The sequence below is a fragment of the Hyphomonas sp. UBA4494 genome, from assembly GCF_002388935.1.
GTDB lineage: Bacteria > Pseudomonadota > Alphaproteobacteria > Caulobacterales > Hyphomonadaceae > Hyphomonas.
The window spans coordinates 117,600-139,997 of sequence record NZ_DGNK01000032.1 but is presented as its reverse complement, the minus strand read 5'-3'; the positions used below and the strand labels follow the sequence as shown (position 1 = coordinate 139,997).

Sequence of the window (22,398 nt, the reverse complement as noted above, 5' to 3'; positions counted from 1 at the left end):
GTTCGGGTAGTCTCGCCCGGGTCTGCGCAGCCCTGGGTGGCCGCTCAGGATCTTTCGGCATGGGGGCCGTTTGCCGTATCGGCTGGGGCATTGGAGATCGCAACCGAACTGGTTCAGGCGCTCACCGGACGAGGTGCGCAGGCGGGCCTTCTCGGCGAGAGCGTTCAGGGTGTTCAAACGGTGATCGTAACCGAAGGCCTTTCGCATTTGCCGGTAACGGAACGACACTGGCAGGTTCTGAACATTTGCAAGCGGCTATATGCGAGCGGTGCCCGGATTGTGATTCTGGAGCATGCGGGCGCTGGCGGTTTTGCGCAGCTTTGCGGTCTGAAAGGCCTCTCGCGTACACTCCGTCAGGAATGGCCTGATCGGTCCATAGTAACGTGGTCACTTCCTGCTGGCGTGTCGCTGAACGCCCGGACTGAACTGGTACTTGGCGCGGTCGCTTCCAATGCTCCCGAGGCAGATCTTGATGCGGCGGGTACATCGGTGATGGAGATCGGCGCCGCACCTGGGCTGGTGCAGGCCGCTCCAACAGATACAAACGTCTGGTTTGTGCCGGGCGGTGCGCGCGGTGTGACCGCAGCCTGCGTATCCGAACTGGCGCGTCGACAAGCGGGATCGACCTTTATTTTGGCAGGCCGGTCCGGCATCACGCCCTGGCCAGAAGGATTGCAGCCATCAAACGACGTGAAACTTGTCCGGGGTGCGCTGATCTCCGCAGCCAAGGCGCGCGGCGAAAAGCCTGCCTTGCCTTCCATTGATCGTCAGGCGCGCGCGCTGCTGGCAGGACAGGAAATTCGTCACACGCTGGACGTCATCGCGGCGGCAGGGGCGGGGGCTGTCTATTTGCAGGTAGACATGTCGAATCGCGACAGCGTTCTCGCCGCCGTTCAGAAGATTACGGCTGAGTGCGGGCCGATTACTGGCCTCGTGCATGGGGCAGGGGTGCTGGCAGATGGGCTTGCCCTGAAGAAGACGCGAGAAGATGTGGAATATGTCTTCGGGCCGAAGGTCGAAGGCTTGGCAAACCTGATCGCCGCTATCGACCTTTCGCAGCTGCGCCATGTCGGCCTGTTTTCGTCCGCATCCGCCATATTCGGCAATACGGGGCAGAGCGACTATGCGATGGCCAATGCCTGGCTTGGCGCCGTCGCGCGGAAGCTCGCAACGCAACTGCCCGCCGCGATCGTCAAGAGTTTCTGTTGGGGCCCTTGGGATGGCGGCATGGTCGACGCAACACTGGCGGGACATTTCGCGACACGCGGCATTTCGTTGATTGGCCTTCAGGATGGCGCGCGCATCTTTGCTGACCAGATTCTTCAGGGAGACAGGCAAGAAATCGAACTATTGATCGGGGATGAGTGGGCAGGATGACGGGTGATTGCCGATTTGAGCCGATTGCTATTGTCGGCCAAGGCTGCGTGCTGCCGGGGGCCATGAGCCCGGCGGAGCTTGGCGATCTCGTCTTTGACAAGCGCGTGGTCTACGGCCCGGTGCCTTCTGAGCGGCTTGGGCTTTCGGAAGCAGGTGCAGCTTCCCGAAACTATGTATCCGGAACGGTGCAAGGATTCGAGGATATCTTCGATGAGGATCGTATTCCGGAAGCGTGGCGCGCAGCTGCCAGGATCGACCCGGTTTGCGCCTGGTCCGTTCATGCCGCGTTGGATGCGTGGAGCAACGCACGTCGTCCGAAGGTCCGAAAGGGCCGCGCAGGTGTCTTTGTGGCCAATCTTTCCTACCCAAGCGCGGCGCATGCAGACTATGCCGCACGCCATTGGGCGGGGCAGGCGCTTTCGGAACCGCTTGCGACGTTCAATGCTTCTCTTCCGCCCCAACTGATCGCTCAGACGCTCGGCCTGTCCGGTCCAGCATTCTCGCTTGATGCGGCGTGCGCCTCATCGCTCTATGCGCTGGAGATCGCCTGTCGACGGCTTCAATCGCAGGCGATTGATTGCGCCGTCGTTGTTGGCGTCAACGCGGCCGACAATCTGATCCTCCATATCGGGTTCGAGGCGTTGAAGGCACTCAGCCCGACCGGCCAGTCACGACCCTTCGTGAAGGGCGCAGACGGATTAGTGCCATCTGAAGGAGCGGTCTCGGTTGTCCTGAAACGTCTGTCTGATGTGAAGAAGAAGGATGTCGTTCACGGCGTTATCCGGGGCATCGGCCTCTCGAATGATGGTCGGCGCAAGGGTTTGCTCGCCCCGTCCGGGGAGGGCCAGACTGAAGCCATGACGTGCGCATACACAATGGCGGGCGTGGATCCGAAGAGCGTGTCCTATCTGGAATGCCATGCGACCGGCACGCCGACTGGTGACGGTGTCGAGGTGCAGGCGTCGGCGGACATGTTCGCGGGCAACAAAAATCTCGCCATCGGATCCCTGAAGGCCAATACAGGGCATCTCATCACGGCTGCGGGCCTGGCCAGCCTGCTCAAGCTGACCGAAGCGTTCAAGCGCGAAGCCCTGCCGCCTACACCGATTACAGGTAACCTGATCGAAGTTGCTAGCCGGAACGGTATGAAAGTTCTGGGGGAGGCCGCATCGTGGGAGCCGCGTAACGGAATTCGCCGCGCAGCTATCAGCAATTTCGGTTTCGGCGGCAACAATGCGCATCTGATCCTCGACCAGTATGATCCGGAATCGGATTTGGTTGAGGCGCGGGAGGCCAAGCTGTCCGAGCAGGACATCGTGATCTGCGGGACAGGCCTGCTGGCGGGTTCTGACCGCGGGGCGGACGCCGTCACGCGCCGCATCATGAACCAGCCGATAAAGCCTGCCACAGCCTGCCGAAAGGTGGGCGCAGATCCGAAGACTGCGCGAACTCCGCCAACGGATTTGCTTGAGGCGGAACCTCAGCAACTCGCCATTGTCGATGTGGTGGAAGAAGCGCTGCAATCGGTAAAGCCTGTCGCATCCGATCGGGTGGGCATTTTTACCGGCATGGGCTGTGCGTCAGATTCGGCGCGTTGGCTGTTAAGAGAACGCTTGGCAAATCTGGCAGGATTACCCCGGAACTCCGAGGAGCTTGCCACTGCGCAGGCCCTCATTGCGCCACCGCTTCATGCAGCCACCGTTCTAGGTGCCATGGCGAACATGACCGCCAATCGCGTGACCTATGCGCATGATTTCCAGGGCATGGGGTTCTCGGTGTCTGCCGAGGCGGCTTCCGGCCTTGCCGCGCTGGACCTCGCCGTCGAAGCGCTGCGCTTGGGTCAGCTGGATATGGCCATCGTGGCCGCAGCAGACTTTGCGACCGAACCGGTTCGTACCGCTGCGCTCGCAGATATCGGCATTACAGTGCGACCTGGCGACCAAGCTGCGGCCATCGTCCTGAAGCGAAAAGACGAGGCTGAAGCCGCATCGGATCGGAATTTCGGGTCTCTCCATGACGTCAACTGGTCTAAGGGCCGAGCGTCCGAAACAGGCGTTATAAATCGCGTATTCGGCAAGGCTCCTTGCGCGTCGGTCGTATTCGAACTGGCCCTGCAAGCGCAGCTCTGCGCACGGGGACAGGTGCTTACGGCGGAAGGCGCGGTGCCGGACATCCGGGAAACGTCTCTTCCGGTCGACATCTCGGTTGCAGCAACGCAGCTCAACACCGTTGGCTCCGTCACATTCGATCCTGCAGATGCGGTGCCCATACCAGATGCGCTGCGGCCGACACCCTTCCTGTTCTGGGCCTCGGCAAAAGACAAAGCGACGCTCGCCGCGCGCATGGCATCCGGCAAGACCGGGGGCAGGGGTAAATGCCGTATTGCGATAGTGGCGCCCACTGAGGAAGCGCTCGCGGAACAGTTGGATTCTGCGCAGCTGATGCTGGAGCAGGGCAAAGCCCCTGTCGGCGACGGCGTCCACTATGGCGAAGGCAAGCCTGAGGGCGAACTCGCCTTCATGTTCACTGGATCTGCGGCCGTTTATCCCCGCATGGGACGTGGTCTGCTCTCGGCCTTCCCGGAATTGCGCCAGCGACTCGCCAAACTCGACAAGGCGGATGAGATCGCGCCACTGCTCGCCAAGGCCAGCCTGACGGAATTTGAACAATTGTGCGCTGGCACGCTGATGAGCCAGGCACACGCAATCCTGTTGCTGGACCTTCTCGGTCTCAAGCCGGATGCGGCGCTCGGCCTGTCGCTTGGCGAGAGCAACGCGCTGTTCGCTTTCGGCTTCTGGCGTGATCCCGGCGCTCTGCTGGACGAGATTTCCGATGCCGCCATGTATGAGCGCCATATCGGCGGCGAGTTCGAAACGGCAAAAGAGGCGTGGGGCCCGAACGTCCCGGCGGACTGGACCAATTGGCGTGTCCAGGCGCCGGTTGATGCCGTGAAGCGTGAAGTCGCCAAACATACCGGCGTCGAGATCACGATCATCTATTCGCGAACAGACTGCATGATCGGTGGCCCGGCTGAGGCCTGTCGCAAGATCTGCGAATCTCTTGGGCCCGGCAGCGGCGCAAAGATGCACCAGCATCTGATTGTGCATGCCAAGGCCATGCAACCCTTCGCGGAGACGTGGCGCAAGCTGCATACACGCAAGATGCATGATGGGGGCGGGGTGCGTCTCTACGCCAATGCCGTCAATGCCGCCTATGAGCCGACCAGCGAAACCTCGGCAGATATGCTAACCCGGCAGGCCATCGATACAGTAGATTTTCCGCCTACGGTCGAACAGGCATGGAAAGATGGCGTGCGCACCTTTGTGGAGCTTGGCCCGCGCGACACGCTGACCGCAGCACTTGGCAATATCCTTGAAGGCAAGGACTACAAGGCGGTCGCCACCGACCGCATTGAAACAGCGGACTTGGGACAGGTCGCCGACCTCGCCGCCTTCCTGTTCGCGGACGGGCGCGCTCCCAAGATGAAGCTCATTGCAGGAACGCTGGAGGACGGGAGGCGCAACAGGAGCGTGCGGCCTGCGCCCTGGGCGCTGACACGCGATGTCCCTTACGCCAGGCCTATTGTTCCGGCCCTAATCCCAACAAGCCGGATGCCGGTTGCGCCGATTTTGGCCGCCGTGAACTATCCTGCGCCATGCGATTCCAAAGTCAGCACCACGCAGGTGCCATTCCCCGCGCCGCCGGCAGACCGACCGCTGCCCGCGCCGCGCAAGGTGACTGCTGGAACAGAGCCACTTCTGCCGCGATCACCCGCAGGACCGCACTGGAACTATCCCGAGATCGAGAAATCCGCGCGTGAGAAGATGTCTGACTTCTTCGGCGCCGCATTCAAACCGCAGGACCAATATGCTCGTCAGGTGCGCCTGCCAGCGCCCCCTTTACTGCTCATCGACCGGATCACCGGAATCGATGCAGAGGCCGGAGTCGAGAGTACCGGCATCATCTGGACCGAAACCGATTTGAAGCCGGATCAATGGTTCATCCATGATGGCCGGATCCGGCCCGGTCCGCTGATCGAAAGCGGGCAAGCTGACCTGACCTTGATCGGCTGGATGGGGGCGGACTTCAAGAACCAGGATGACCGGGTCTATCGCCTTCTGGGGTGCGAAATCACATTCCATGAGGGCGGCCTGCCAGAGCCCGGTGAGACGCTACACTTCCAGATCGAGATCACCGGGCACGCGACACTCGCCGGTGTCCGCATGTTTTTCTTCCAGTATGATTGTATGGCGGGCGACCGCCGCGTCTTCTCCGTGCGAAACGGTCAGGCCGGCTTCTTCAGCGATGAGGAACTTGCCTCCGGAAAGGGCGTCATGTGGGACCCCGCCAAGGATGCACCGCCTACCGCAGACCCCGCGCCATTTGCCGCCGAGGGCGCGAGCCGGAAGCGAGCTTTCAGTGCCAAGGATCTGGACGCTTACCGGGTCGGTAATGCCTGGGCATGCTTTGGCGACGGGTTCGAACTGGCGGCCGCGCAGTCACGTCCGATCCGTCTGCCGGACGACAGGCTGGCTCTCTTCGATGATGTCGAAGCCTTTGACCCCCATGGCGGGCCGTGGGGCAGGGGATATTTGAAAGCCCGCGCGCATGTGCCGGTCGATGCCTGGTTCTATGAGGGTCATTTCCACAATGACCCCTGCATGCCGGGGACGCTGATGGCTGAGGCCGCCGTACAGACACTGGAGTTCTATGCAGCGGCCGCGGGCCTGCTGACCGAACGTGACGGGTATGTCTTCGAACCGATGCCGGGCCATATGGCGCAATTCGTCTGCCGGGGGCAGGTCATTCCGGATACGGACCACGACGTGACCTATGAGGTCTTCATCGATGAGATCATTGATGGAGAAACCCCGGAAGTTTACGCGTCCCTTCTGGCAAGCAGTGACGGCAAGAAGGTGTTCTATTGCCCGCGCTTCGGCCTGCGCCTGCGCCGTGATTGGCCAGCACCACGCGTCGCCGAAGCACCGATCCGAACCGGGCCGATGGGGGAGAGTCGGGGTGACCATGATGCGCTGCTAGATTGCGCCAATGGTGCGCCATCGGCGGCCTTTGGCGAAATGTATGATCGGTTCGATTCCGAAGGCATCGTACCCAGACTGCCGCAAGAGCCATATCACATGATGACGCGGGTCATCGACGTGTCCACACGGCCGGGCGTGCAGGAAGTTGGCGCAAAAGTTCGCGCCGAATACGACATTCCTACGGATGCCTGGTATTTCGAGGACAACAGGAATGGGGCCATGCCCTTCGCCGTCCTGTCGGAGATCGCGCTGCAGCCGTGTGGGTGGCTCGCCAGCCATTGCGGTTTTGCCTTGTCCGGTAATCTGAAATTCCGAAATCTCGAAGGCGATGGAGTCCTGCATCGCGAGCTCAGCCCAGACGATGGGACTATGGTCGTTGAGAGCGAGTTGACGGCCTTCTCCCGTGTCGGACCGATGACCATTGTGACCTTCAGCGTTGTGGTCACGCTAGCCTCAGGCGAACCTGTCCTGGACCTGACGACCCAGTTCGGATTCTTTCCAACTGCCGCGCTCGTGCGCCAGGCCGGCCTGTCGGCCAAGCCGCATTTCTCTGCTGCGTTCGACCTGCCGGGCGAAAAAGTGAAGACGCGCATGATTGAAAAGCGCCTTGCAGGCGGCAAGATGCGCATGCTGGACGCGGTCGACTATTTCAACCCGACCGGCGGAGAGGCCGGGCTTGGTCTGATCCGGGGCCGCCAAGCAGTTGATCCGAATGCGTGGTACTTCAAGGCGCACTTCTATCAGGATCCGGTCCAGCCGGGGTCGCTCGGCCTTGATGCGCTCGCACAATTGCTGGCGCGCGCCATTCTGCTCAAGGGACTGGATGAGGGCATGAGCGACCCGCACTTTGAAACCATTGCGACCGGCGCACCGTTCAAATGGAGCTATCGCGGACAGGTGACGCCGGACAAGAAGGAAGTCGTTACCGTGATGGAGATTGTTTCCATAGAGAAACGCGACAAGGGCTGGTTGGTCACTGCACGAGGAAGCCTGTGGCGGGATGGCCTGCGTGTTTACGAAGTCGGTCCCTACAGCCTTGCGCTGGTGGACGAAGGCTAGGCGCACTCGCTCGCAACGCAAGTGACAATGTCTCCGTGCAGGAAGCACGAAATGTCGAATATGCGATCCGTATGCGATACTTGTCCCTGGGAAGTCTCACCAAGGATGAGGCTTGCGGATAGATTGATCGTCGGTGCCCCCATGCGGAATCCCTGACCGGCGGCTTTCATGATGGCCTCCTTGATCGTCCACAGCCTGTAGAATGGGAGGAGATCGTCGTCAGCGATACCGCTGAATATCTTTCGCTCCGAAGCCGAACACATCATCGGCAGCATCTGTCGCCAATCGATGTCGCGAACCTTTTCGATATCAATTCCGACCGCTTTGTCATGAGAGGTGGCGAAGGCAGACCAGCCCCCGGTGCGAGAAATCGACAGATACAGTTCCCGCATATTTCGCAGGGAAGGCGCCCCGAGCGTATCATGTTCGAGAACTATATCCGCCTTCGCTTGGCCGAGATGATTTGAAAGGCCGGTTCGCACAGCTGCGAATGAGCGTTCCAGATCAAGACGTATGTCTGGATCGAACAACTTTCCAAGGCGCGCGTACTCGGTATTTGTGAGGACCGATGACTGCGTCTGTACCTCCGAATGATCCAGAATATACGCCGAGATGCTCGGCTGCTCCGGCGTGCGGGTCTGAGATGAGGGAATGTCGAGTTGGATCATATCAGTCAGGCTGCAAGTGATATACCGGATCAGCGCGGGAAATGATCCAATTACAGCCAAGAATATACACACACCGCTTGTTTCCGCTAGAAGTCGGAATGAGCCCGTATATGCACTTCCGGACCTGACATTGACGATGCCAACCAGCCTTTCCTACAAGTTTTCGATCGCGCCCATGATGGACTGGACGGACCGGCACTGCCGCATGTTCCATCGGAGCCTGTCGAAACATGCGCTGCTCTGGTCTGAAATGGTGACGGCTGATGCCGTCATCCATGGAGACAGCGGCCGCTTGATTGGCTTCTCCGAAGCCGAGCATCCCGTCGTCCTGCAACTGGGTGGCAATGAACCTGCAAAACTGGCGGAGGCTGCAGCCATCGCCGAGCAATTCGGCTATGACGAAGTCAACATCAATTGTGGCTGTCCGTCTGACCGAGTTCAATCAGGCGCGTTCGGAGCTTGCCTGATGGCGCGGCCGGACGAAGTAGCCGCGTGCGTTGACGCCATGAAAGCCCGCGTGTCCATCCCGGTCACGGTAAAGTGCCGCATCGCCATTGATGATTTGCCAGCGGAAGAAACCCTGTTCGATTTTGTCGAGAAAGTCAGCGCGGCAGGTTGCGAGGTTTTCACCGTTCACGCGCGCAAGGCTTGGCTTAAAGGCCTGAGCCCGAAGGAAAACCGCTATATTCCGCCGCTTGATTATGACCTTGTGGCGCGCCTGAAGGCCGTGCGGCCTGACCTGACCATTATCCTGAATGGCGGCATCACCACAATCGAGGCTTGCCGCGACCACCTCGATACTTTTGATGGCGTCATGCTGGGGCGTGCCGCTTATCAATCCCCAGCCCTGCTGGGCGCGGTGGATTCCGCATTGTTCGGGGTCGGCGAGCCTGTCTCACCAGAGGTAGCCCTCGACGCGTACCGGCCTTATATGGCAGCGCGTCTGGAAGAGGGCGTCGGGTTGCATGCGATGACCCGTCATATGCTGGGCCTCTTTAACGGACAGCCCGGCGCGCGCCTCTGGCGGCGAACACTCTCTGAGAAAGCCGTGCGTAAGGGCGCCGGTCTGGAAGTGTTGGATGAAGCGCTTAGCGCGGTCATGCTCGACGCCTGATATAAAGCAGGTTCAACTTTTCGGAATTTTGTTCTTTCTTTGTTCGCAATATTCTGTTAACCATTTGCCCCATGCTGACAGGGGTTGGAGATGGTTTGCAGGGTTACGACGTTTGCATTTGAGGGCGTAGACGCCCAGCCCGTGGACGTGCAGGTCCAGATGACCGGCGGCCAGCCAGCGTTTCATATTGTCGGCTTGCCGGACAAGGCGGTTGGCGAGAGCCGTGAACGTGTCCGGGCCGCTTTTGCCTCCCTTGGGCTCGCACTCCCGCCGAAACGGGTCATCGTGAACCTCGCCCCCGCTGATCTTCCCAAGGAAGGCAGCCATTATGATCTCGCCATCGCGCTTGCCCTGCTCGCCATGATGGGCGTGATCCCACCAGACCAGTTGGAGGCCTACGCGGCCATTGGAGAACTTTCGCTTGATGGCGCGCTGGGCGAAACGCTCGGGGTCCTGCCAGCCGCCATGGCCGCTGAAGGCATGGATTTACAACTCATTTGCCCACAGATTTGCGGCGCTGAAGCAGCCTGGGCAGGCGGCAGTGTTATTGGCGCAACAGGCCTGATTGCCCTGATCAATCACTTTACTGGCCGCGCTGTTATCAGCCCTCCCCAGCCGGGCGAACTGGCAACCCCGCCCGCCGGACCGGATCTGCGCGATGTGAAAGGTCAGGAAGGTGCCAAGCGCGCACTCGAAATTGCGGCCGCCGGGGGGCACAATCTCCTTTTTTGCGGCCCGCCTGGGTCGGGAAAGTCCATGCTGGCCCAGCGACTGGCCGGCATATTGCCGCCATTATCTGCACGGGAATTGCTGGAAGTTTCGCAAATTCAGTCGATTGCGGGCTTGTTGGAGCGCGGACGCCTCTCGCGGAGACGACCCTTTCGCGCGCCCCACCATTCGGCTTCAATGGCTGCTTTGGTCGGGGGCGGAATCAAGGCCAAGCCCGGGGAAGTCTCGCTCGCACATCATGGCGTGCTTTTTCTTGATGAATTGCCGGAATTCCCCGCAACGGTGCTCGACAGTTTGCGACAGCCGCTTGAGGCGGGCGAAGCCGTGGTGGCGCGGGCCAACCGGCATGTGCGGTATCCGGCGCGGTTTCAGCTGATCGCTGCCATGAATCCATGCCGGTGTGGGGGAGGGCCCGGCGCAGCCGCCTGTCGGCGGGGTCCCCGCTGTGCACAGCAATATCAGGCCCGCTTGTCCGGTCCGTTCCTGGACCGGATCGATCTCTACTACGACACGCCACCAGTAACCGCCGTTGATCTTGCGCTGCCGCCGCCCTCGGAAGGCTCTGAAGAAGTTCGCGTGCGCGTCGCCCGGGCGCGTGACATCCAGACAGAGCGGCTGGGGCATATGGCAAGTGACACGATCCGATCGGTTAACGCCGACACGCCTCTTTCCGAACTGGAAAAGTCGGCAGCGCCTGATGAGGCTGGTGCCGCTTTGCTGGCGGATGCCGCTTCGCGGCTGCAACTGACCGCGCGGGGCTACAGCCGGGTGCTCAAAGTGGCACGCACCATTGCAGATCTTGAGGGTTGTGACGGCGTGCGGCGGCTTCATGTCGCTGAGGCACTATCCTATCGGCATCGTCCGCCGGGCATGCCCGAAACAGCCGTATCTGCGGCGCGCGGCGCTGCAGCCGGGAGCATGGTCGGTTAAATGAATGCTAAAGGCTTTGCGATAAGTCTGCTGCCCGATGACAGACTCACAAAAGCCTCCCGCAAATCCCGCCAAGCCGGAAGACACCTTCCTGGCAACGGCGAGTCATGAAATTCGCACGCCCCTGAACGGTATTCTCGGCACAGTTTCCCTGTTGCTTGAGACCGAACTGGCCCCAGCGCAGCGCGAATATGCCGAGGCGATCAAGATGAGCGGCGGGCGCCTGCTCGATTTGCTTAATAATGTGCTGGATTATGCCCGGCTCGATGCGTCTGCAGTGGAACTGGAAGTCGAAAATTTTTGCCCGGTGCGTCTGGGCCGTGAAGTGATCGAACTGCTCAGCCCGCGTGCGCATGCGGCAGGGCTCGACCTTGCTGTTCGCGCGCAGCCTTTGCCGATGCCGACCTATTCCGGCGATGCAGGTCGTATACGACAGATCTTGTTCAATCTGGTGGGCAACGCCCTCAAGTTCACGCGCCAGGGTTCGGTCCTGCTGGATATCGCGGCTCGAACGGATGGGCTCGAATTCCGTGTCATCGACACCGGCCCCGGCATAGCTGAAGCGGATCGCGTGCAATTGTTCAGCGCGTTCAAACAATCGGCCACGCAGGATGCTTTCAATGATGGCGGAGTCGGGCTTGGCCTTGCCATCGTCAAGCGGCTGACCGAGCTGCTGGGTGGACGGGTAGACATTGATGGTGCTCCCGGCCTGGGCACCGCCTTCAAGATATTCCTGCCCCTGGCACGTGCAGACATGCCGTCCACGCATGACCTTCCGCAACTCGACATGACCGTTGGACTCGTCGGTCTTCCTGCCGCCACCACGCTTGCAGCCGCGTCTGCGCTTTCCGGGTCCAAGGCCAGGCCTTTTCTGATCGACCCAGTCGCGGGGCGTGTGCCCGGTCACGTCGATATATTGTTGATTGGCGCTGATTTACGCGAAAAGCTCGTCAGAGAATTTGCCTGCCAGCGTCCAACCCTGGTGGTCCTGCGTCCCGAAGACCGTGGCGCGATCGAGCGGTTTCGGAGTCTGGGCTGTGCAGGCTGGCTGGTACGACCGCTGCGCGCATCCTCGATTGCAGAACGTGTCTATGTCGTCCAATCAGGTGAGCAGGCGATAGACGAGCCGGAGCAGAAGACAGGGGCAGGACATGTGCTGATTGCCGATGACAATCCGGTAAATGCACTGATCGCAAGGCGCGCCTTGGAATCGGCCGGTTTTACCGTCACTGTAGCCTCCACCGGAAGCGAAGCTGTGGAGACTGCAACGCAAATGAACATCGCCCTTATCCTGATGGATTTGCGCATGCCTGTCATGGACGGCTTTGAAGCCATGCGCCGCATTCGCGACAACGGGTCGGACGTTCCGATGCTGGCTGTCTCTGCGGAAATGAATCCGAACATCGAGCGCCAGGCCCGCGCGGCTGGGGCAAACGGCGTGGCTGCCAAGCCTCTGGATGCCGAGGCACTCCGTCGCCTTGCGCTGCACTGGACGAGCGCGCCGGTTCGGCACGAAGGCGCTGCATGAGCGACACCTCAGCGCCAACGCCCCCTGAGATTCGCGAGCCATCGCGCGCTGTCCGCGCGCTGAAGGCCCTGAAGGATCGCCGCATGGCGGCTATGCTCATCCTGTCATTTGCTGCCAGCATACCATATGGCGCGGTGGTTGGTGTCTTGTCGGCCTGGCTCACTCAGGAAGGCGTCGACACAAACACGATCGGTGTGCTCGCGCTGGTCTCTCTGGGTTACTCGTTCAAATATCTCTGGGCGCCCATGTTTGGCCGCGCTCGAAACGTACCATTTCTGCGCATCGGGGGACGCCGATCCTGGCTGATCGTGTGCCAATCCGTGATCGCTTTGCTGCTGATCATCCTGGCCTTTAGCAATCCACCGGAAAATATTGGCCTCGTGGCGCTGATCTGTTTCGTGATCACGCTCATTGGACCGACCCATGATCTGATCCTTGATGCCTGGCGGATCGAAGTGGCGCGCTCTGAAGAGGACAAGGACCTCATGTCCGCCCTCTACCAGTTCGGCTACAAGTCCGGCGGTTTCATCTCCGGCTTTCTCGCCTTGCTGGTGGCCGCGCGTGTCGGATGGACCGTATCCTATGTGATGATGTCGGTGTTCATTGCGTTGACCGTGCTGGGCAGTTTGCTCGCGCCGGAACCGGAATCTTCTTCCCGCCCTGATACGAGCCGTATGAGTTTCCTGCCCTCGCTGCGCAGAAAAGTTACTCTTCCGGCCGTGATCGTCGTCGCACTCAGCTGGCTCATCGGCTTCACGATGATCGGCACTTTTGTCGTGCGCAAACTAGCCTTGGGCGCAGACATATCCTCGCGGGTGTTCGTTTCCGAACAGGGGCCCGTCATTGTCTTGCTGACCGTGGTCCTGCCAGCCGTCGTTGCCGCCTTGCTGGTGTTCACACAAAAGGCTGTTGCGACAGAGGCGCCCTTGCTGGTGGCGGGACAGAGCCGCGGCGACAAGCTGTTGGCCACCCTGTTTCGGGCGATCTTCGACCCATTGATGGAACTCATTTCCCGGCTCGGCTGGTGGACCATTCTCGTGCTCGCACTGGCACTGACCTACCGGTTCACCGATGCGGTGTGGGGCTCGTTTGCCTATCCTTTCTATTTGCGCGCAGACCTTGATGCGTTGGGACATACGCTCGACGATGTAGCCATCGCCTCGAAATTCTTTGGTGTTGTGGCGACCATTCTCGGCTCGCTCATCGGCGCGACGCTGATCGCGGTGCTCGGCCGGATGCCGGTCTTTTTTGTTGGTGGGATCGTCGCGGCTGCGACCAATTTGCTTTATGCGGACTTGGCGGCTGGCGCGGCGACGGTTGATGCTTTTCTGGCGTTCACCCATCTTGATGCGCCATTGATCACCTTTGCGGATTGGGCCGCAAAACTCCAGCCTGAGGAAGTGGCAATTGCCTCTGACCAGGGCCAGCGTATGGCGCGCCTGATGGTGACGATCTTTGCGGAGAACATTGCAGGCGGCTTCGCGCTCGTCGCAATGACGGCCTATCTTACATCAGTGGTCAATCCGCGTTTTGCCGCCGTTCAGTATGCTTTGCTGGCCTCGCTCACAATGCTGATCGGCACGCTGGGCCGGCCTTGGCTGGGCGAGATGATTGAACAGAACGGGTTCTATGACGTGTTCATCATTACCTTCTGGCTTGGGGGTGTTGCGGTCGTACTCAGTGCCATAGAGTGGGGCCGTCAAACCTATCTCAAGCGGTCGGTATCGGCCGGGTAAACCTCATTAATACTGGAGGAAGTCTCATGCGTTCAGCCCTGATTGCGTTCGTCATGCCCCTTGTCATATCGGCCTGCGGGACTGTTCCAGCCCAACCGACTGGGGCGAGCGTCGCGTGGGAAGTTCAGGAGGAGGCAGCCATCACGGCGATGCTTGAGGCGCAAGACGCAGCCTGGAATCGCGGTGATATACCCGCCTTCATGGACGGATATTGGAAGTCTCCCGACTTGCGCTTTGCGTCTGGCGGCAACATTGCGCGCGGGTGGGACGCAACGCTTCAACGCTATGAAACGCGCTACGACACGCCTGAAAAAATGGGCACGCTGGTGACGTCCGACTATGAGATTGAAATTCTGTCGCCCAATGCCGCCATCGCATATGGCCATTGGATGCTCGAAGTCGAAGGCGATAATCCGTCCGGATTGTACACGCTGGTCCTGCGCAAGATCGATGGCGGTTGGGTGATCATTTCCGACACAACCACGTCAGCGGACTAACGGGTTGCGATGACGCCGACATAAGCCATTCCAAGCCTTGGCAGTCGGCCCAGTTACGGGCAAAACGCCGTGTGGCCTCATGACCGAAGGGGAACCGGCACAGACCATGAAACGCGCAACACTCGACTTTGAAACCCATAATTTTGCGCTGGAGCGCGTGATCGAGCGGCCATGGTTCCGGCATCTAGTGATTGCCTTGATCATCGTGAACGCCGTGATTCTTGGCGTGCTGACCTATCGCGAGACACTGCCCGCGCGCCTTGTCGTGTCGCTCGACGCAGTTGACCAGACGATCACATATGTCTTTGCGGTCGAGATCCTGCTGAAACTGGTAGTCTATCGGTTGCAATTCTTCCGGCGGGGTTGGAACTGGTTTGACTTCATCGTCATTGGCGTTTCGCTGATACCAGGAACTCAGGCATTCGGCGTATTGCGTGCGCTCCGGGTCCTGCGGATTCTCCGATTGCTGCATATCGTTCCAATGATGCGCCGGATTACCGAGGCGCTGATGAAGGCCCTGCCGGGCATGGGCGCCATTTTCGCAGTGCTGGCGCTGATCACATATGTTGCCGCCGTAATGGCGACCAACATGTACGGCAATACCGAGAATGAAGAGGTCACCGAACTGTTCGGGGATCTGCCGCGTTCGGCCTATTCACTTTTCCAGGTCATGACGATGGATGGCTGGCGGTTCGAAGTTGTCCAGAAAGTGATTGATGATGGCAATCCCTATGCCTGGATGTTCTTCCTGATCTTCATCTTCATCGCCAGCTTCGCCATTCTCAACTTGTTCATCGCCCTGATTGTGGATTCGCTCGCGGCCGAACAACAGGCGATCATCGAGGAGGGACTCGACGAAATCGAAGGAGAATTGGAAGGTGAACTCATGACCGCCGAGAAGGAGCGCGCCGCCGTCCTTTCGGCAATACAGGAGATGCGATCAGAGATCGCCGCCTTGAGAGCCTCGGTTGAGGCGCAGTCAAAGTAGAGAAGGCCCGCCCCCGATATGTGGGCAGGCCTTCAGCATCGCTTCGCTTTGCAGATCACCTTAGCCTTTAGGCAGAAGGACCTGGTCGATCACATGGATGACACCGTTGGAGGCCATGACATCGGCTTTCACGACGGTGGCGCCATTCACCGTTACGCCGTCGGTGCCATCGATTGCTACGTCGCCATTCAACGTGCTTGCGGTCAGTGTCTTTCCGGCGAGCTGGTCAGAGGTCACCTTGCTGTCAGCGATCACGTGCAGTTTGAGAATGTCGGCAAGTTGGTGCTTGTTCTCCGGCATCAACAGGGTTTCGACCGTACCCTCGGGAAGGGCGGCGAAGGCAGCATCGGTTGGCGCAAACACGGTAAGCGGTCCTTCGCCCTTCAGGGCATCGACCAGACCAGCTGAAGTCGCGGCAGCCAGTAGCGTGTTGAACTGGCCAGCTTCGGCGGCGGTGTCGACGATATCCATCTTGGACCATTCGCCTTTGACGAGCTCGGCCTCGACATGGCTAGCCATGCGATCCTTGGAATACTGACAGGTCTCTGCGAGGGCCGGGGCGGCCAGGAAGGCGAAAGCAGCGGTGAGCGTGAGAAGACGTTTCATGATTAGGGGTGTCCCAATTCAGAAATTTTCCGATGGAACCATATCCATCGATGCCACCCTTTACGGGTCGTCCGTCCCGGAGGATCAGAATCTAAAAAAGAATTCATCTTTGCAAGTGTGAGCAGGACTTCACGCAACTGTCAGCATGCCGCGCTCCCAAAATTGCCAAAATAGGGTATAGAATTTCCCGAGATGTCTTTGTGGACCCGAGTGCTTGAGGGCGGACGGCGCCTGTTCGATCCTGACAACTCTGACGGCATGCTTGCCGACGGGGCTGATTTTGCGTGCGCGCCAGATCCGAATGATGTCGGGTTTACTGCGGCGGTCGTGGGGCTCGGTGCAAAGCTTGCCGTAGCTGACGGCACCGTATCGGATCAGGAAATCATGGTGTTTTCGCGCGTCTTCCGCGCCGCGCCTGAAGATGCCGACAGTGTTCGCCGTGTCTTCAATATCGCCCGCCAGACTGTGCGCGGCTATGAAGGCTACGCTCGCAAGATCGGCCGGAAATACCGAGATCGCCCTTGCTTGCTGGAAGGCGTGCTGGACGGCCTGTTCCAAATCGCGGGTGCGGATGGCGTCGTGACAGCGGATGAGATGGACTATTTGCGCACCGTATCCGATGCCTTCGGCTTTGATGAGCTGACATTCCGCCGGATCAAGGCCAGCCATTTGGGCCCGGATAGCGACGACCCATACCACATTCTCGGCGTCTCCCATGATGCAGAGTTTTCCGATATTCGTGCCGCCTATCGTCAGTTGATGTCTGATCACCATCCGGACCGTGTGGTGCAAATGGGCGCACCACGCGAATTCGAGGATGCCGCGCATGCCAAGGCGGCATCGATTACAGCCGCCTATGCGCAAATTCGGACCGAACGCGGTCTGCTGATCCGGTCGGATTGAGGCATTTCCGCGAATTCACATAGTATCGGCATGCCATTCCATTGACGGAGCGCAGCACTGGCGCCATGTTTGCACTGTAAACGAGAGATTCATGACCCAAGCAGCTTCCAGTTCCGGCCGTTTCAATATTGCAGACGCATTTTCGAGTGCGGTCAGCCTTGTGGCGCAGCTATGTATTGGGCTCTTGCTGGTGCTGTTTGCCGGATTGCTAGCCGTGATGACCGCTATCGCGGGCGTCTTGCTGGCGTCGGCGGCCTTGTTCATGCGGTATGCGGGCCGGAAGGGCATCCGCCCGCAAGCGCGCGACACGGCTGAAGAGCCGATCATTCTTGACGCCCGCCGCACGCCGCGCGGCTGGACTGTCGAATAACAACTCCGAATTATCTGGAATTTTGAAACGGATGGGGAGCCTGAAGCCCCCAAAAGGACTCGCTTGACACTGGATCGCTACAACTGTAGCGTACATGTGACTTTGATAGCGAGATTTGCATGTCCCAGCCCAATCCTTCCGAACTCAGCGTGTTGAAGCATCTCTGGTCACATGGCCGGCAAAGCGCACGTGAGGTGCATGATGCCATCGGTCCGGGGCAGGGGTGGAAGCCGTCGACGACCCGCACCGTCATTGCCAGGATGGAAGAGAAGGGCTGGGTCAGCCGTCAGGACATGCATGGCATCGCAGTGTATGCCGCCGCTATAGACCGGACCGCCACATTGGGCGGATTGGTCCGTCATCTCGCCCGCCAGGTTCTGGATATGGACGGGCCGTTGCCTGCGGCCCTGTTTGCGGAAAGTCCACACCTCTCCGATGCCGAACTTGACGAACTCGACGCCATCATCAACGCGGCGGCGGCCGATACGGAGGGCAAGGCATGAGCTTGTTCGGACTGATCGCACTCGCCTTTGGTTGGAGCGCGGCGCTCTGGCTGCTCGCCACCGCGCTTTGCACGCTCAAACCCTCACCCAGGATGGCTCAGGCCATATGGCGCGGCGCAGCAGCTTTGATGTTCGCACCATTCCTGGCATCTGCTTTCATGCCGGGCCTGACGCAAGTTGCCGCACAGGCCTTGCCGGACTTGCCGGTCATGGATGCGCTGACGGTCCAGTCTGATGCCGTCTTTGTTGAAGAATCTACCACAGAATTCCGTATACCGCCGGTTGCGAAACTGGTGCTGTCGGCGCTTGTTGCCGGGTGGTTCGTGCGCGCGGTTTGTTGGGCTGTGGGGCAGGCCAGACTTCAGCGCCTGAAGCAGACATCCCGTCCGGTCATCCGCCCGGTTCGCCACTGGGCCGACGCGATTGGATTGCGGCGCGTGCCGGATGTGCGGGTTATCCCCCGGGGTGCGCCCTTCCTTGCCGGTATCGTGCGCCCGGTCGTCTTCATACCGGCAGCGCTCATCTCGAAACAACACACACCACAAATCATCGTACACGAACTGGTTCACCTGAAGCGGGGTGACCTGCTGACCCGCCCATTTGAACGTATGGTCGCAGATGTATTCTGGTTCTCTCCTTTTGCCTGGGCCATGCGCGAGCGCCTTGATTATTGGCGCGAGGCGATCGTCGATGAAGAGACCGCCGAGCTGACGGGTGACCGGATCGCCTATGCCCGCGCCCTGACCCAGGTGGCGCGTCTTGCCCGGCCTGCGCTCATCCTGCCGGTTGCAGCATTCACGCTCAAGAAAGAAGGAACCCTCAAAATGCGCTTGACCCAACTCCTGAGTGAGACCCACCACCGGCCGAAACGTCTTGGCTTGGCAGTCGCGGCAGCGCTGGCGCTCGCGACCCCGCTCGCCTTGGCGCAGGGATCACTGATCCGGGGCGCCGCCGCGCTGCCGACCGACGCGGTTACATACAGTCATGCCGTGCTGGACAAGGCGAAGCTGACCAGCGCCTTTGGCGTGCGTAAACACCCTGTCTCAGGCGAATTGAAACAACATCAGGGCGTCGACTTGGCAGAGGAAGAGGGCAAGCCGATCTATGCGCCGACTTCAGCAATCGTGACCCGCGCAGAAATGACACGCGGATACGGGAATCTCGTCGAAATCGCTGCGGGTGAGACTGTGCTCCGCTTCGGGCAGTTGAAAGATATCAAAGTGTCACTGGGGGAATCCGTCTCCGCAGGTACTGTGATCGGCTCGCTGGGCCAGTCCGGCCAAGCCACCGGGCCACACCTGCACCTTGAAGTCTGGCGCGCAGGCCAGGCGGTCGATCCGATGGCAGAGCCCGGGCTCATCCTGGCGGACTCCCTGTTCATCATGGCAAATTCCGGCGCGAAGGTTCCACAGCCCCCCGCGGCTCCTGTGCCGGATGCCGCGCCCAAGCCTGCCTCCATCCCGGCTGCACCGCTGGCACCAATCAAGCGCGATGTGGCTTTTGAGGAGATCCGAGGTGAAGTTGGCGGTTGCGAGGTCATCGCAAACTGGGCCGACACGCGCGAAAAGTCTGCCGTCTGGTTGGCAAGGCTGGATGCATCCAAGGCCGAGAACAAGCTTGCTGGCCTGTCGCTAAACGCAAACTGGACGCCTGAGGCTGTGAATTATCCAAGGCCATCCTATCCTGCCGACGCGGCCAAGAAACGACTCAGTGGTGGCTGCATGGTCCTGTTCGATCTTGGTGCTGATGGCGTTCCACAGAATACACTTGCAGAATGCACCGATCCGGTCTTCGAATCTTCGGCGGCAGCACTGAAGGGCGCGACGTTCAAACCGCTTACCAATAAGGCAGGCAAGCCTGTCGACGTCAAAGGCATCACATATCCGATGGAATTCTGTATCGCTTAGCGCGGACTGGATGACGATGCTTGGAACTTTCTGATCCGCCGACGCGTCTAGTAGCAGGCGCGTCGGCTGTCAGGAGGATTCTCGATCATGGCAAACCCCAAACCGGTCGGGAAATCCACTCCAATCATTGGAGGTGTACTGACATTTGCTCTGTTTGGAATCCACCGTCTGTTCGTCGGTCAGATATATTCCCGATCCGAGGCGGTGAGCCTTGTGGAGGCGCTGTCGGATTCGTCCCTCTATTTCGGATCGGCTATCGCCAGCGCGTCGGCCACGATCCTTGCCCTTATGCTCACCATGCTCGGGATGATGCACAACAGCAGTGCCGACATCGGCATCTGGTTGTTCAAGCGCGTGCGCATGATTGCTTGGTTCGCCACGATCAGCCTGTGCAGCGCTGTGGCGCTTTTGACATTCTCATCCATTCCAATCGGGGAATTCGAAGATATCCCGACGAACTGGTATGTGATGTCGTATTACGCCATTGCCACGCTGATGGCTGTGCTGGCGGGTTTGCTGGTGACGAGCATCCTGTTGATCCTCGGCGCGGTCCGGTATTTGGTGAATCGGCTGGCGCCTGAAGTCGACTAGTGAGTCCTAGCGATCGAACAGTTTCGAAACGCTTTCCTCGTTCGCGATACGGCGAATGGCTTCGCCCAATAGCGGGGAAATGGGCAGGATGCGGATAGATTCCGATTTGATCGCATCTTCGGACGGCTGAATCGAGTCGGTCATCACCAATTCGTCCAGCACCGATTTCTCGATCCTCTGAACGGCATTGTTTGAAAGCACGCCATGCGTGACATAGGCAGAAACCGATTTGGCACCATGCTCTTTCAGGGCGGCGGCGGCGTTTGCCAGCGTGCCCCCGGAATCACACATATCGTCCAGCATGATGCAGCGCTTGCCGGACACATCGCCGATAATGTTCATGACTTCTGACTTGCCAGCTTCGGGGCGGCGTTTGTCGACGATGGCAAGGTCGGCCTCCAGTCGCTTGGCCAGCGAGCGGGCGCGCACCACGCCGCCAACATCCGGGGAGACCACCATGAGATCCTTGTTCCCGTAGCGCTCCTTGATGTCATCGACCATGACGGGGCTGCCGAACAGGTTGTCTGTTGGAATATCGAAGAACCCCTGGATCTGGCCGGCATGCAGATCGACGGTCAATACGCGGTCGGCGCCCGCGCTGCAGATCAGGTTTGCCACCAGCTTGGCGGAGATGGGCGTACGACCATCCGTTTTACGATCCTGCCGGGCATAGCCGAAGTAGGGGATGACGGCGGTGATGCGACGGGCCGAGGCGCGCTTCAGCGCGTCCATGCAGATCAGCAATTGCATCAGATTGTCATTGGCGGGGTAGGACGTGGACTGGATCACGAAGACATCTTCGCCGCGGACATTCTCGTCGATGCGGACAAATATTTCCTGATCCGAGAAGGTCTTCACCTCAGACCGCGTCAGGCGCGTGTCAAGATAATCGGCGATGGCTTCCGCCAATGGCCGGTTTGCGTTGCAGGAAAGCAGTTTCATGATGGAGCGCCCGTGCTGCCCAATTGGTGTCGCTTTTGTAACATAGGGCGGCGAGTCGCAACCGGACTCTTACGACTTTTTCAGAAAATTACAGCGCAAGCATGATGACTGAGGCATTTCGGCCATAGTCTGGCTCGCCCCGCTGATTGCGCCGCCGGTTGGAAAAGTAGGAGTCTTTCAGCGCGCATGTGTCCAGCCCGGTATCGTGAACGCTGTGGACGCAAAGCCCATCCAGCCTTTGTCGACAATAGCCCGGCAGGTCGAACTGAAACCGGTCTCCCTTGCCGGGCAAGAACAAGGCCGCGTTATGGGGGGAGGCGTCCAGAAAAGTGTTTCGGAATTCGGGGCCGACTTCATAACTTGCCTGCTGGATCGTGGGCCCAATGGCCGCGTGAATCCGGCCAGCTTCGGCGCCAAGTTCAATCATCGCCGCAACAGTGGTGTCGAGCACACCTCCGATGGCGCCTTTCCAGCCCGCATGCGCCGCACCAATCACGCCCGCTTCGGCATCGGCAAACAGAACCGGCGTGCAGTCGGCCGTCAGGATGCACAGGGCGATTCCCGGAATTTTCGTCACCATCGCATCGGCCTCCGGGCGCACGCTCCACGGTTCGGTGACATGTGCCACATCGGCTGAATGAATCTGGTAGCAGGAGAGCAGCGCGCGCGCGGACATGGCGGTGCGGATTCGCTCGCGATTGGTCGCGACGGCGCCCGGCACATCCCCTGAGCCTTCCCCGGCATTCAAACTGGTATAGAGACCACCCGAAACACCGCCCTTTCGGCCAAAGAATCCATGGCGGATCTCCGGCAGGCCTGAAAGATTATCACTCGTTTCAAAGGGGGGCGTATCGGTCATTGCTCTAGCCGTGGTTTGCTGCGGCGCGCCTGTCAAGCGCGCCGCCGCG

At 59.9% G+C, this 22,398-nt stretch carries 17 protein-coding genes; 13 read left to right on the top strand and 4 right to left on the bottom strand.

Annotated features, from left to right (window positions below):
* The first annotated feature begins 36 nt into the window (after positions 1-36).
* Together B2P82_RS12850 and B2P82_RS12845 are read left to right on the top strand one after the other, a co-directional pair.
* Positions 37-1,377, top strand: a complete 1,341-nt coding sequence (locus B2P82_RS12850; protein WP_290497360.1) for an SDR family NAD(P)-dependent oxidoreductase — start codon at positions 37-39, stop codon at positions 1,375-1,377.
* Entirely contained in the window at positions 1,374-7,478 is a 6,105-nt protein-coding gene (locus B2P82_RS12845; protein WP_290497358.1) for a beta-ketoacyl synthase N-terminal-like domain-containing protein, read from the top strand. Before B2P82_RS12850 ends, B2P82_RS12845 begins: the two co-directional genes overlap by 4 nt.
* On the opposite strand, the gene B2P82_RS12840 is transcribed toward B2P82_RS12845, so the two are convergent.
* Entirely contained in the window at positions 7,475-8,146 is a 672-nt protein-coding gene (locus B2P82_RS12840) for a 4'-phosphopantetheinyl transferase family protein (RefSeq protein WP_290497356.1), read from the bottom strand. The two genes, B2P82_RS12845 and B2P82_RS12840, sit on opposite strands and share 4 nt — an antisense overlap.
* 136 nt (positions 8,147-8,282) lie before the next feature.
* On the opposite strand from B2P82_RS12840, the gene dusA reads away from it, so the two are divergent.
* The 6 genes from dusA to B2P82_RS12810 all read left to right on the top strand — a co-directional run bounded on the left by dusA (position 8,283) and on the right by B2P82_RS12810 (position 15,668).
* On the top strand, positions 8,283-9,260 hold the full coding sequence (gene dusA / locus B2P82_RS12835; RefSeq protein ID WP_290497464.1) for a tRNA dihydrouridine(20/20a) synthase DusA: 978 nt from the start codon (positions 8,283-8,285) through the stop codon (positions 9,258-9,260).
* A gap of 90 nt (positions 9,261-9,350) precedes the next feature.
* Positions 9,351-10,919 (top strand): YifB family Mg chelatase-like AAA ATPase, encoded by a 1,569-nt coding sequence (locus tag B2P82_RS12830; protein WP_290497355.1) that lies wholly within the window; start codon positions 9,351-9,353, stop codon positions 10,917-10,919.
* Between the two features lie 37 nt (positions 10,920-10,956).
* A complete protein-coding gene (locus B2P82_RS12825; protein WP_290497354.1) occupies positions 10,957-12,447 on the top strand; it encodes an ATP-binding protein in 1,491 nt (496 codons plus the stop codon).
* On the top strand, positions 12,444-14,183 hold the full coding sequence (locus B2P82_RS12820; RefSeq protein WP_290497353.1) for an MFS transporter: 1,740 nt from the start codon (positions 12,444-12,446) through the stop codon (positions 14,181-14,183). The genes B2P82_RS12825 and B2P82_RS12820 overlap by 4 nt, the downstream gene beginning before the upstream one ends.
* Positions 14,184-14,209: 26 nt before the next feature.
* Positions 14,210-14,680, top strand: coding sequence for a YybH family protein (locus tag B2P82_RS12815; RefSeq protein ID WP_290497352.1), 471 nt, complete (start codon positions 14,210-14,212; stop codon positions 14,678-14,680).
* A 106-nt stretch (positions 14,681-14,786) separates the two neighbouring features.
* Positions 14,787-15,668 (top strand): ion transporter, encoded by an 882-nt coding sequence (locus tag B2P82_RS12810; protein WP_290497351.1) that lies wholly within the window; start codon positions 14,787-14,789, stop codon positions 15,666-15,668.
* 60 nt (positions 15,669-15,728) lie between these two features.
* Here B2P82_RS12810 and B2P82_RS12805 read toward each other — a convergent pair whose 3' ends face one another.
* On the bottom strand, positions 15,729-16,274 hold the full coding sequence (locus B2P82_RS12805; RefSeq protein WP_290497349.1) for a fasciclin domain-containing protein: 546 nt from the start codon (positions 16,272-16,274) through the stop codon (positions 15,729-15,731).
* Between the two features lie 192 nt (positions 16,275-16,466).
* Between B2P82_RS12805 and B2P82_RS12800 the strand changes: the two genes are divergently transcribed.
* The 5 genes from B2P82_RS12800 (at position 16,467) to B2P82_RS12780 (ending at position 20,548) form a co-directional block, all read left to right on the top strand.
* Positions 16,467-17,177, top strand: a complete 711-nt coding sequence (locus tag B2P82_RS12800; RefSeq protein WP_034815017.1) for a molecular chaperone DjiA — start codon at positions 16,467-16,469, stop codon at positions 17,175-17,177.
* A gap of 91 nt (positions 17,178-17,268) precedes the next feature.
* A complete protein-coding gene (locus tag B2P82_RS12795) occupies positions 17,269-17,547 on the top strand; it encodes a hypothetical protein (protein WP_290497346.1) in 279 nt (92 codons plus the stop codon).
* 119 nt (positions 17,548-17,666) lie between these two features.
* Positions 17,667-18,050, top strand: a complete 384-nt coding sequence (locus tag B2P82_RS12790) for a BlaI/MecI/CopY family transcriptional regulator (protein WP_206991419.1) — start codon at positions 17,667-17,669, stop codon at positions 18,048-18,050.
* Positions 18,047-19,957 carry a peptidoglycan DD-metalloendopeptidase family protein gene (locus tag B2P82_RS12785; protein WP_290497345.1) on the top strand — a complete coding sequence of 637 codons (1,911 nt, stop codon included), beginning with the start codon at positions 18,047-18,049 and terminating at the stop codon, positions 19,955-19,957. Before B2P82_RS12790 ends, B2P82_RS12785 begins: the two co-directional genes overlap by 4 nt.
* An 87-nt stretch (positions 19,958-20,044) precedes the next feature.
* A complete protein-coding gene (locus tag B2P82_RS12780; RefSeq protein WP_206991417.1) occupies positions 20,045-20,548 on the top strand; it encodes a hypothetical protein in 504 nt (167 codons plus the stop codon).
* 6 nt (positions 20,549-20,554) lie between these two features.
* Here the strand turns inward: B2P82_RS12780 and B2P82_RS12775 are convergent, their stop codons facing one another.
* Positions 20,555-21,490: a ribose-phosphate pyrophosphokinase gene (locus B2P82_RS12775; RefSeq protein ID WP_206991416.1), complete on the bottom strand. Its 936-nt coding sequence runs from the start codon at positions 21,488-21,490 to the stop codon at positions 20,555-20,557.
* A gap of 88 nt (positions 21,491-21,578) precedes the next feature.
* On the bottom strand, positions 21,579-22,349 hold the full coding sequence (gene pgeF, locus B2P82_RS12770) for a peptidoglycan editing factor PgeF (RefSeq protein ID WP_290497344.1): 771 nt from the start codon (positions 22,347-22,349) through the stop codon (positions 21,579-21,581).
* Positions 22,350-22,398 lie beyond the last annotated feature (49 nt).

Coding starts and splice junctions, on each gene's coding strand:
- B2P82_RS12795 (WP_290497346.1), top strand. CDS start 17,269: ATGACCCAAGCAGCTTCCAGTTCCGGCCGTTTCAATATTGCAGACGCA.
- pgeF (WP_290497344.1), bottom strand. CDS start 22,349: ATGACCGATACGCCCCCCTTTGAAACGAGTGATAATCTTTCAGGCCTG.
- B2P82_RS12800 (WP_034815017.1), top strand. CDS start 16,467: ATGTCTTTGTGGACCCGAGTGCTTGAGGGCGGACGGCGCCTGTTCGAT.
- B2P82_RS12775 (WP_206991416.1), bottom strand. CDS start 21,490: ATGAAACTGCTTTCCTGCAACGCAAACCGGCCATTGGCGGAAGCCATC.
- B2P82_RS12830 (WP_290497355.1), top strand. CDS start 9,351: ATGGTTTGCAGGGTTACGACGTTTGCATTTGAGGGCGTAGACGCCCAG.
- B2P82_RS12845 (WP_290497358.1), top strand. CDS start 1,374: ATGACGGGTGATTGCCGATTTGAGCCGATTGCTATTGTCGGCCAAGGC.
- B2P82_RS12790 (WP_206991419.1), top strand. CDS start 17,667: ATGTCCCAGCCCAATCCTTCCGAACTCAGCGTGTTGAAGCATCTCTGG.
- B2P82_RS12805 (WP_290497349.1), bottom strand. CDS start 16,274: ATGAAACGTCTTCTCACGCTCACCGCTGCTTTCGCCTTCCTGGCCGCC.
- B2P82_RS12780 (WP_206991417.1), top strand. CDS start 20,045: ATGGCAAACCCCAAACCGGTCGGGAAATCCACTCCAATCATTGGAGGT.
- B2P82_RS12840 (WP_290497356.1), bottom strand. CDS start 8,146: ATGATCCAACTCGACATTCCCTCATCTCAGACCCGCACGCCGGAGCAG.
- B2P82_RS12810 (WP_290497351.1), top strand. CDS start 14,787: ATGAAACGCGCAACACTCGACTTTGAAACCCATAATTTTGCGCTGGAG.
- dusA (WP_290497464.1), top strand. CDS start 8,283: ATGCCAACCAGCCTTTCCTACAAGTTTTCGATCGCGCCCATGATGGAC.
- B2P82_RS12815 (WP_290497352.1), top strand. CDS start 14,210: ATGCGTTCAGCCCTGATTGCGTTCGTCATGCCCCTTGTCATATCGGCC.
- B2P82_RS12825 (WP_290497354.1), top strand. CDS start 10,957: ATGACAGACTCACAAAAGCCTCCCGCAAATCCCGCCAAGCCGGAAGAC.
- B2P82_RS12820 (WP_290497353.1), top strand. CDS start 12,444: ATGAGCGACACCTCAGCGCCAACGCCCCCTGAGATTCGCGAGCCATCG.
- B2P82_RS12785 (WP_290497345.1), top strand. CDS start 18,047: ATGAGCTTGTTCGGACTGATCGCACTCGCCTTTGGTTGGAGCGCGGCG.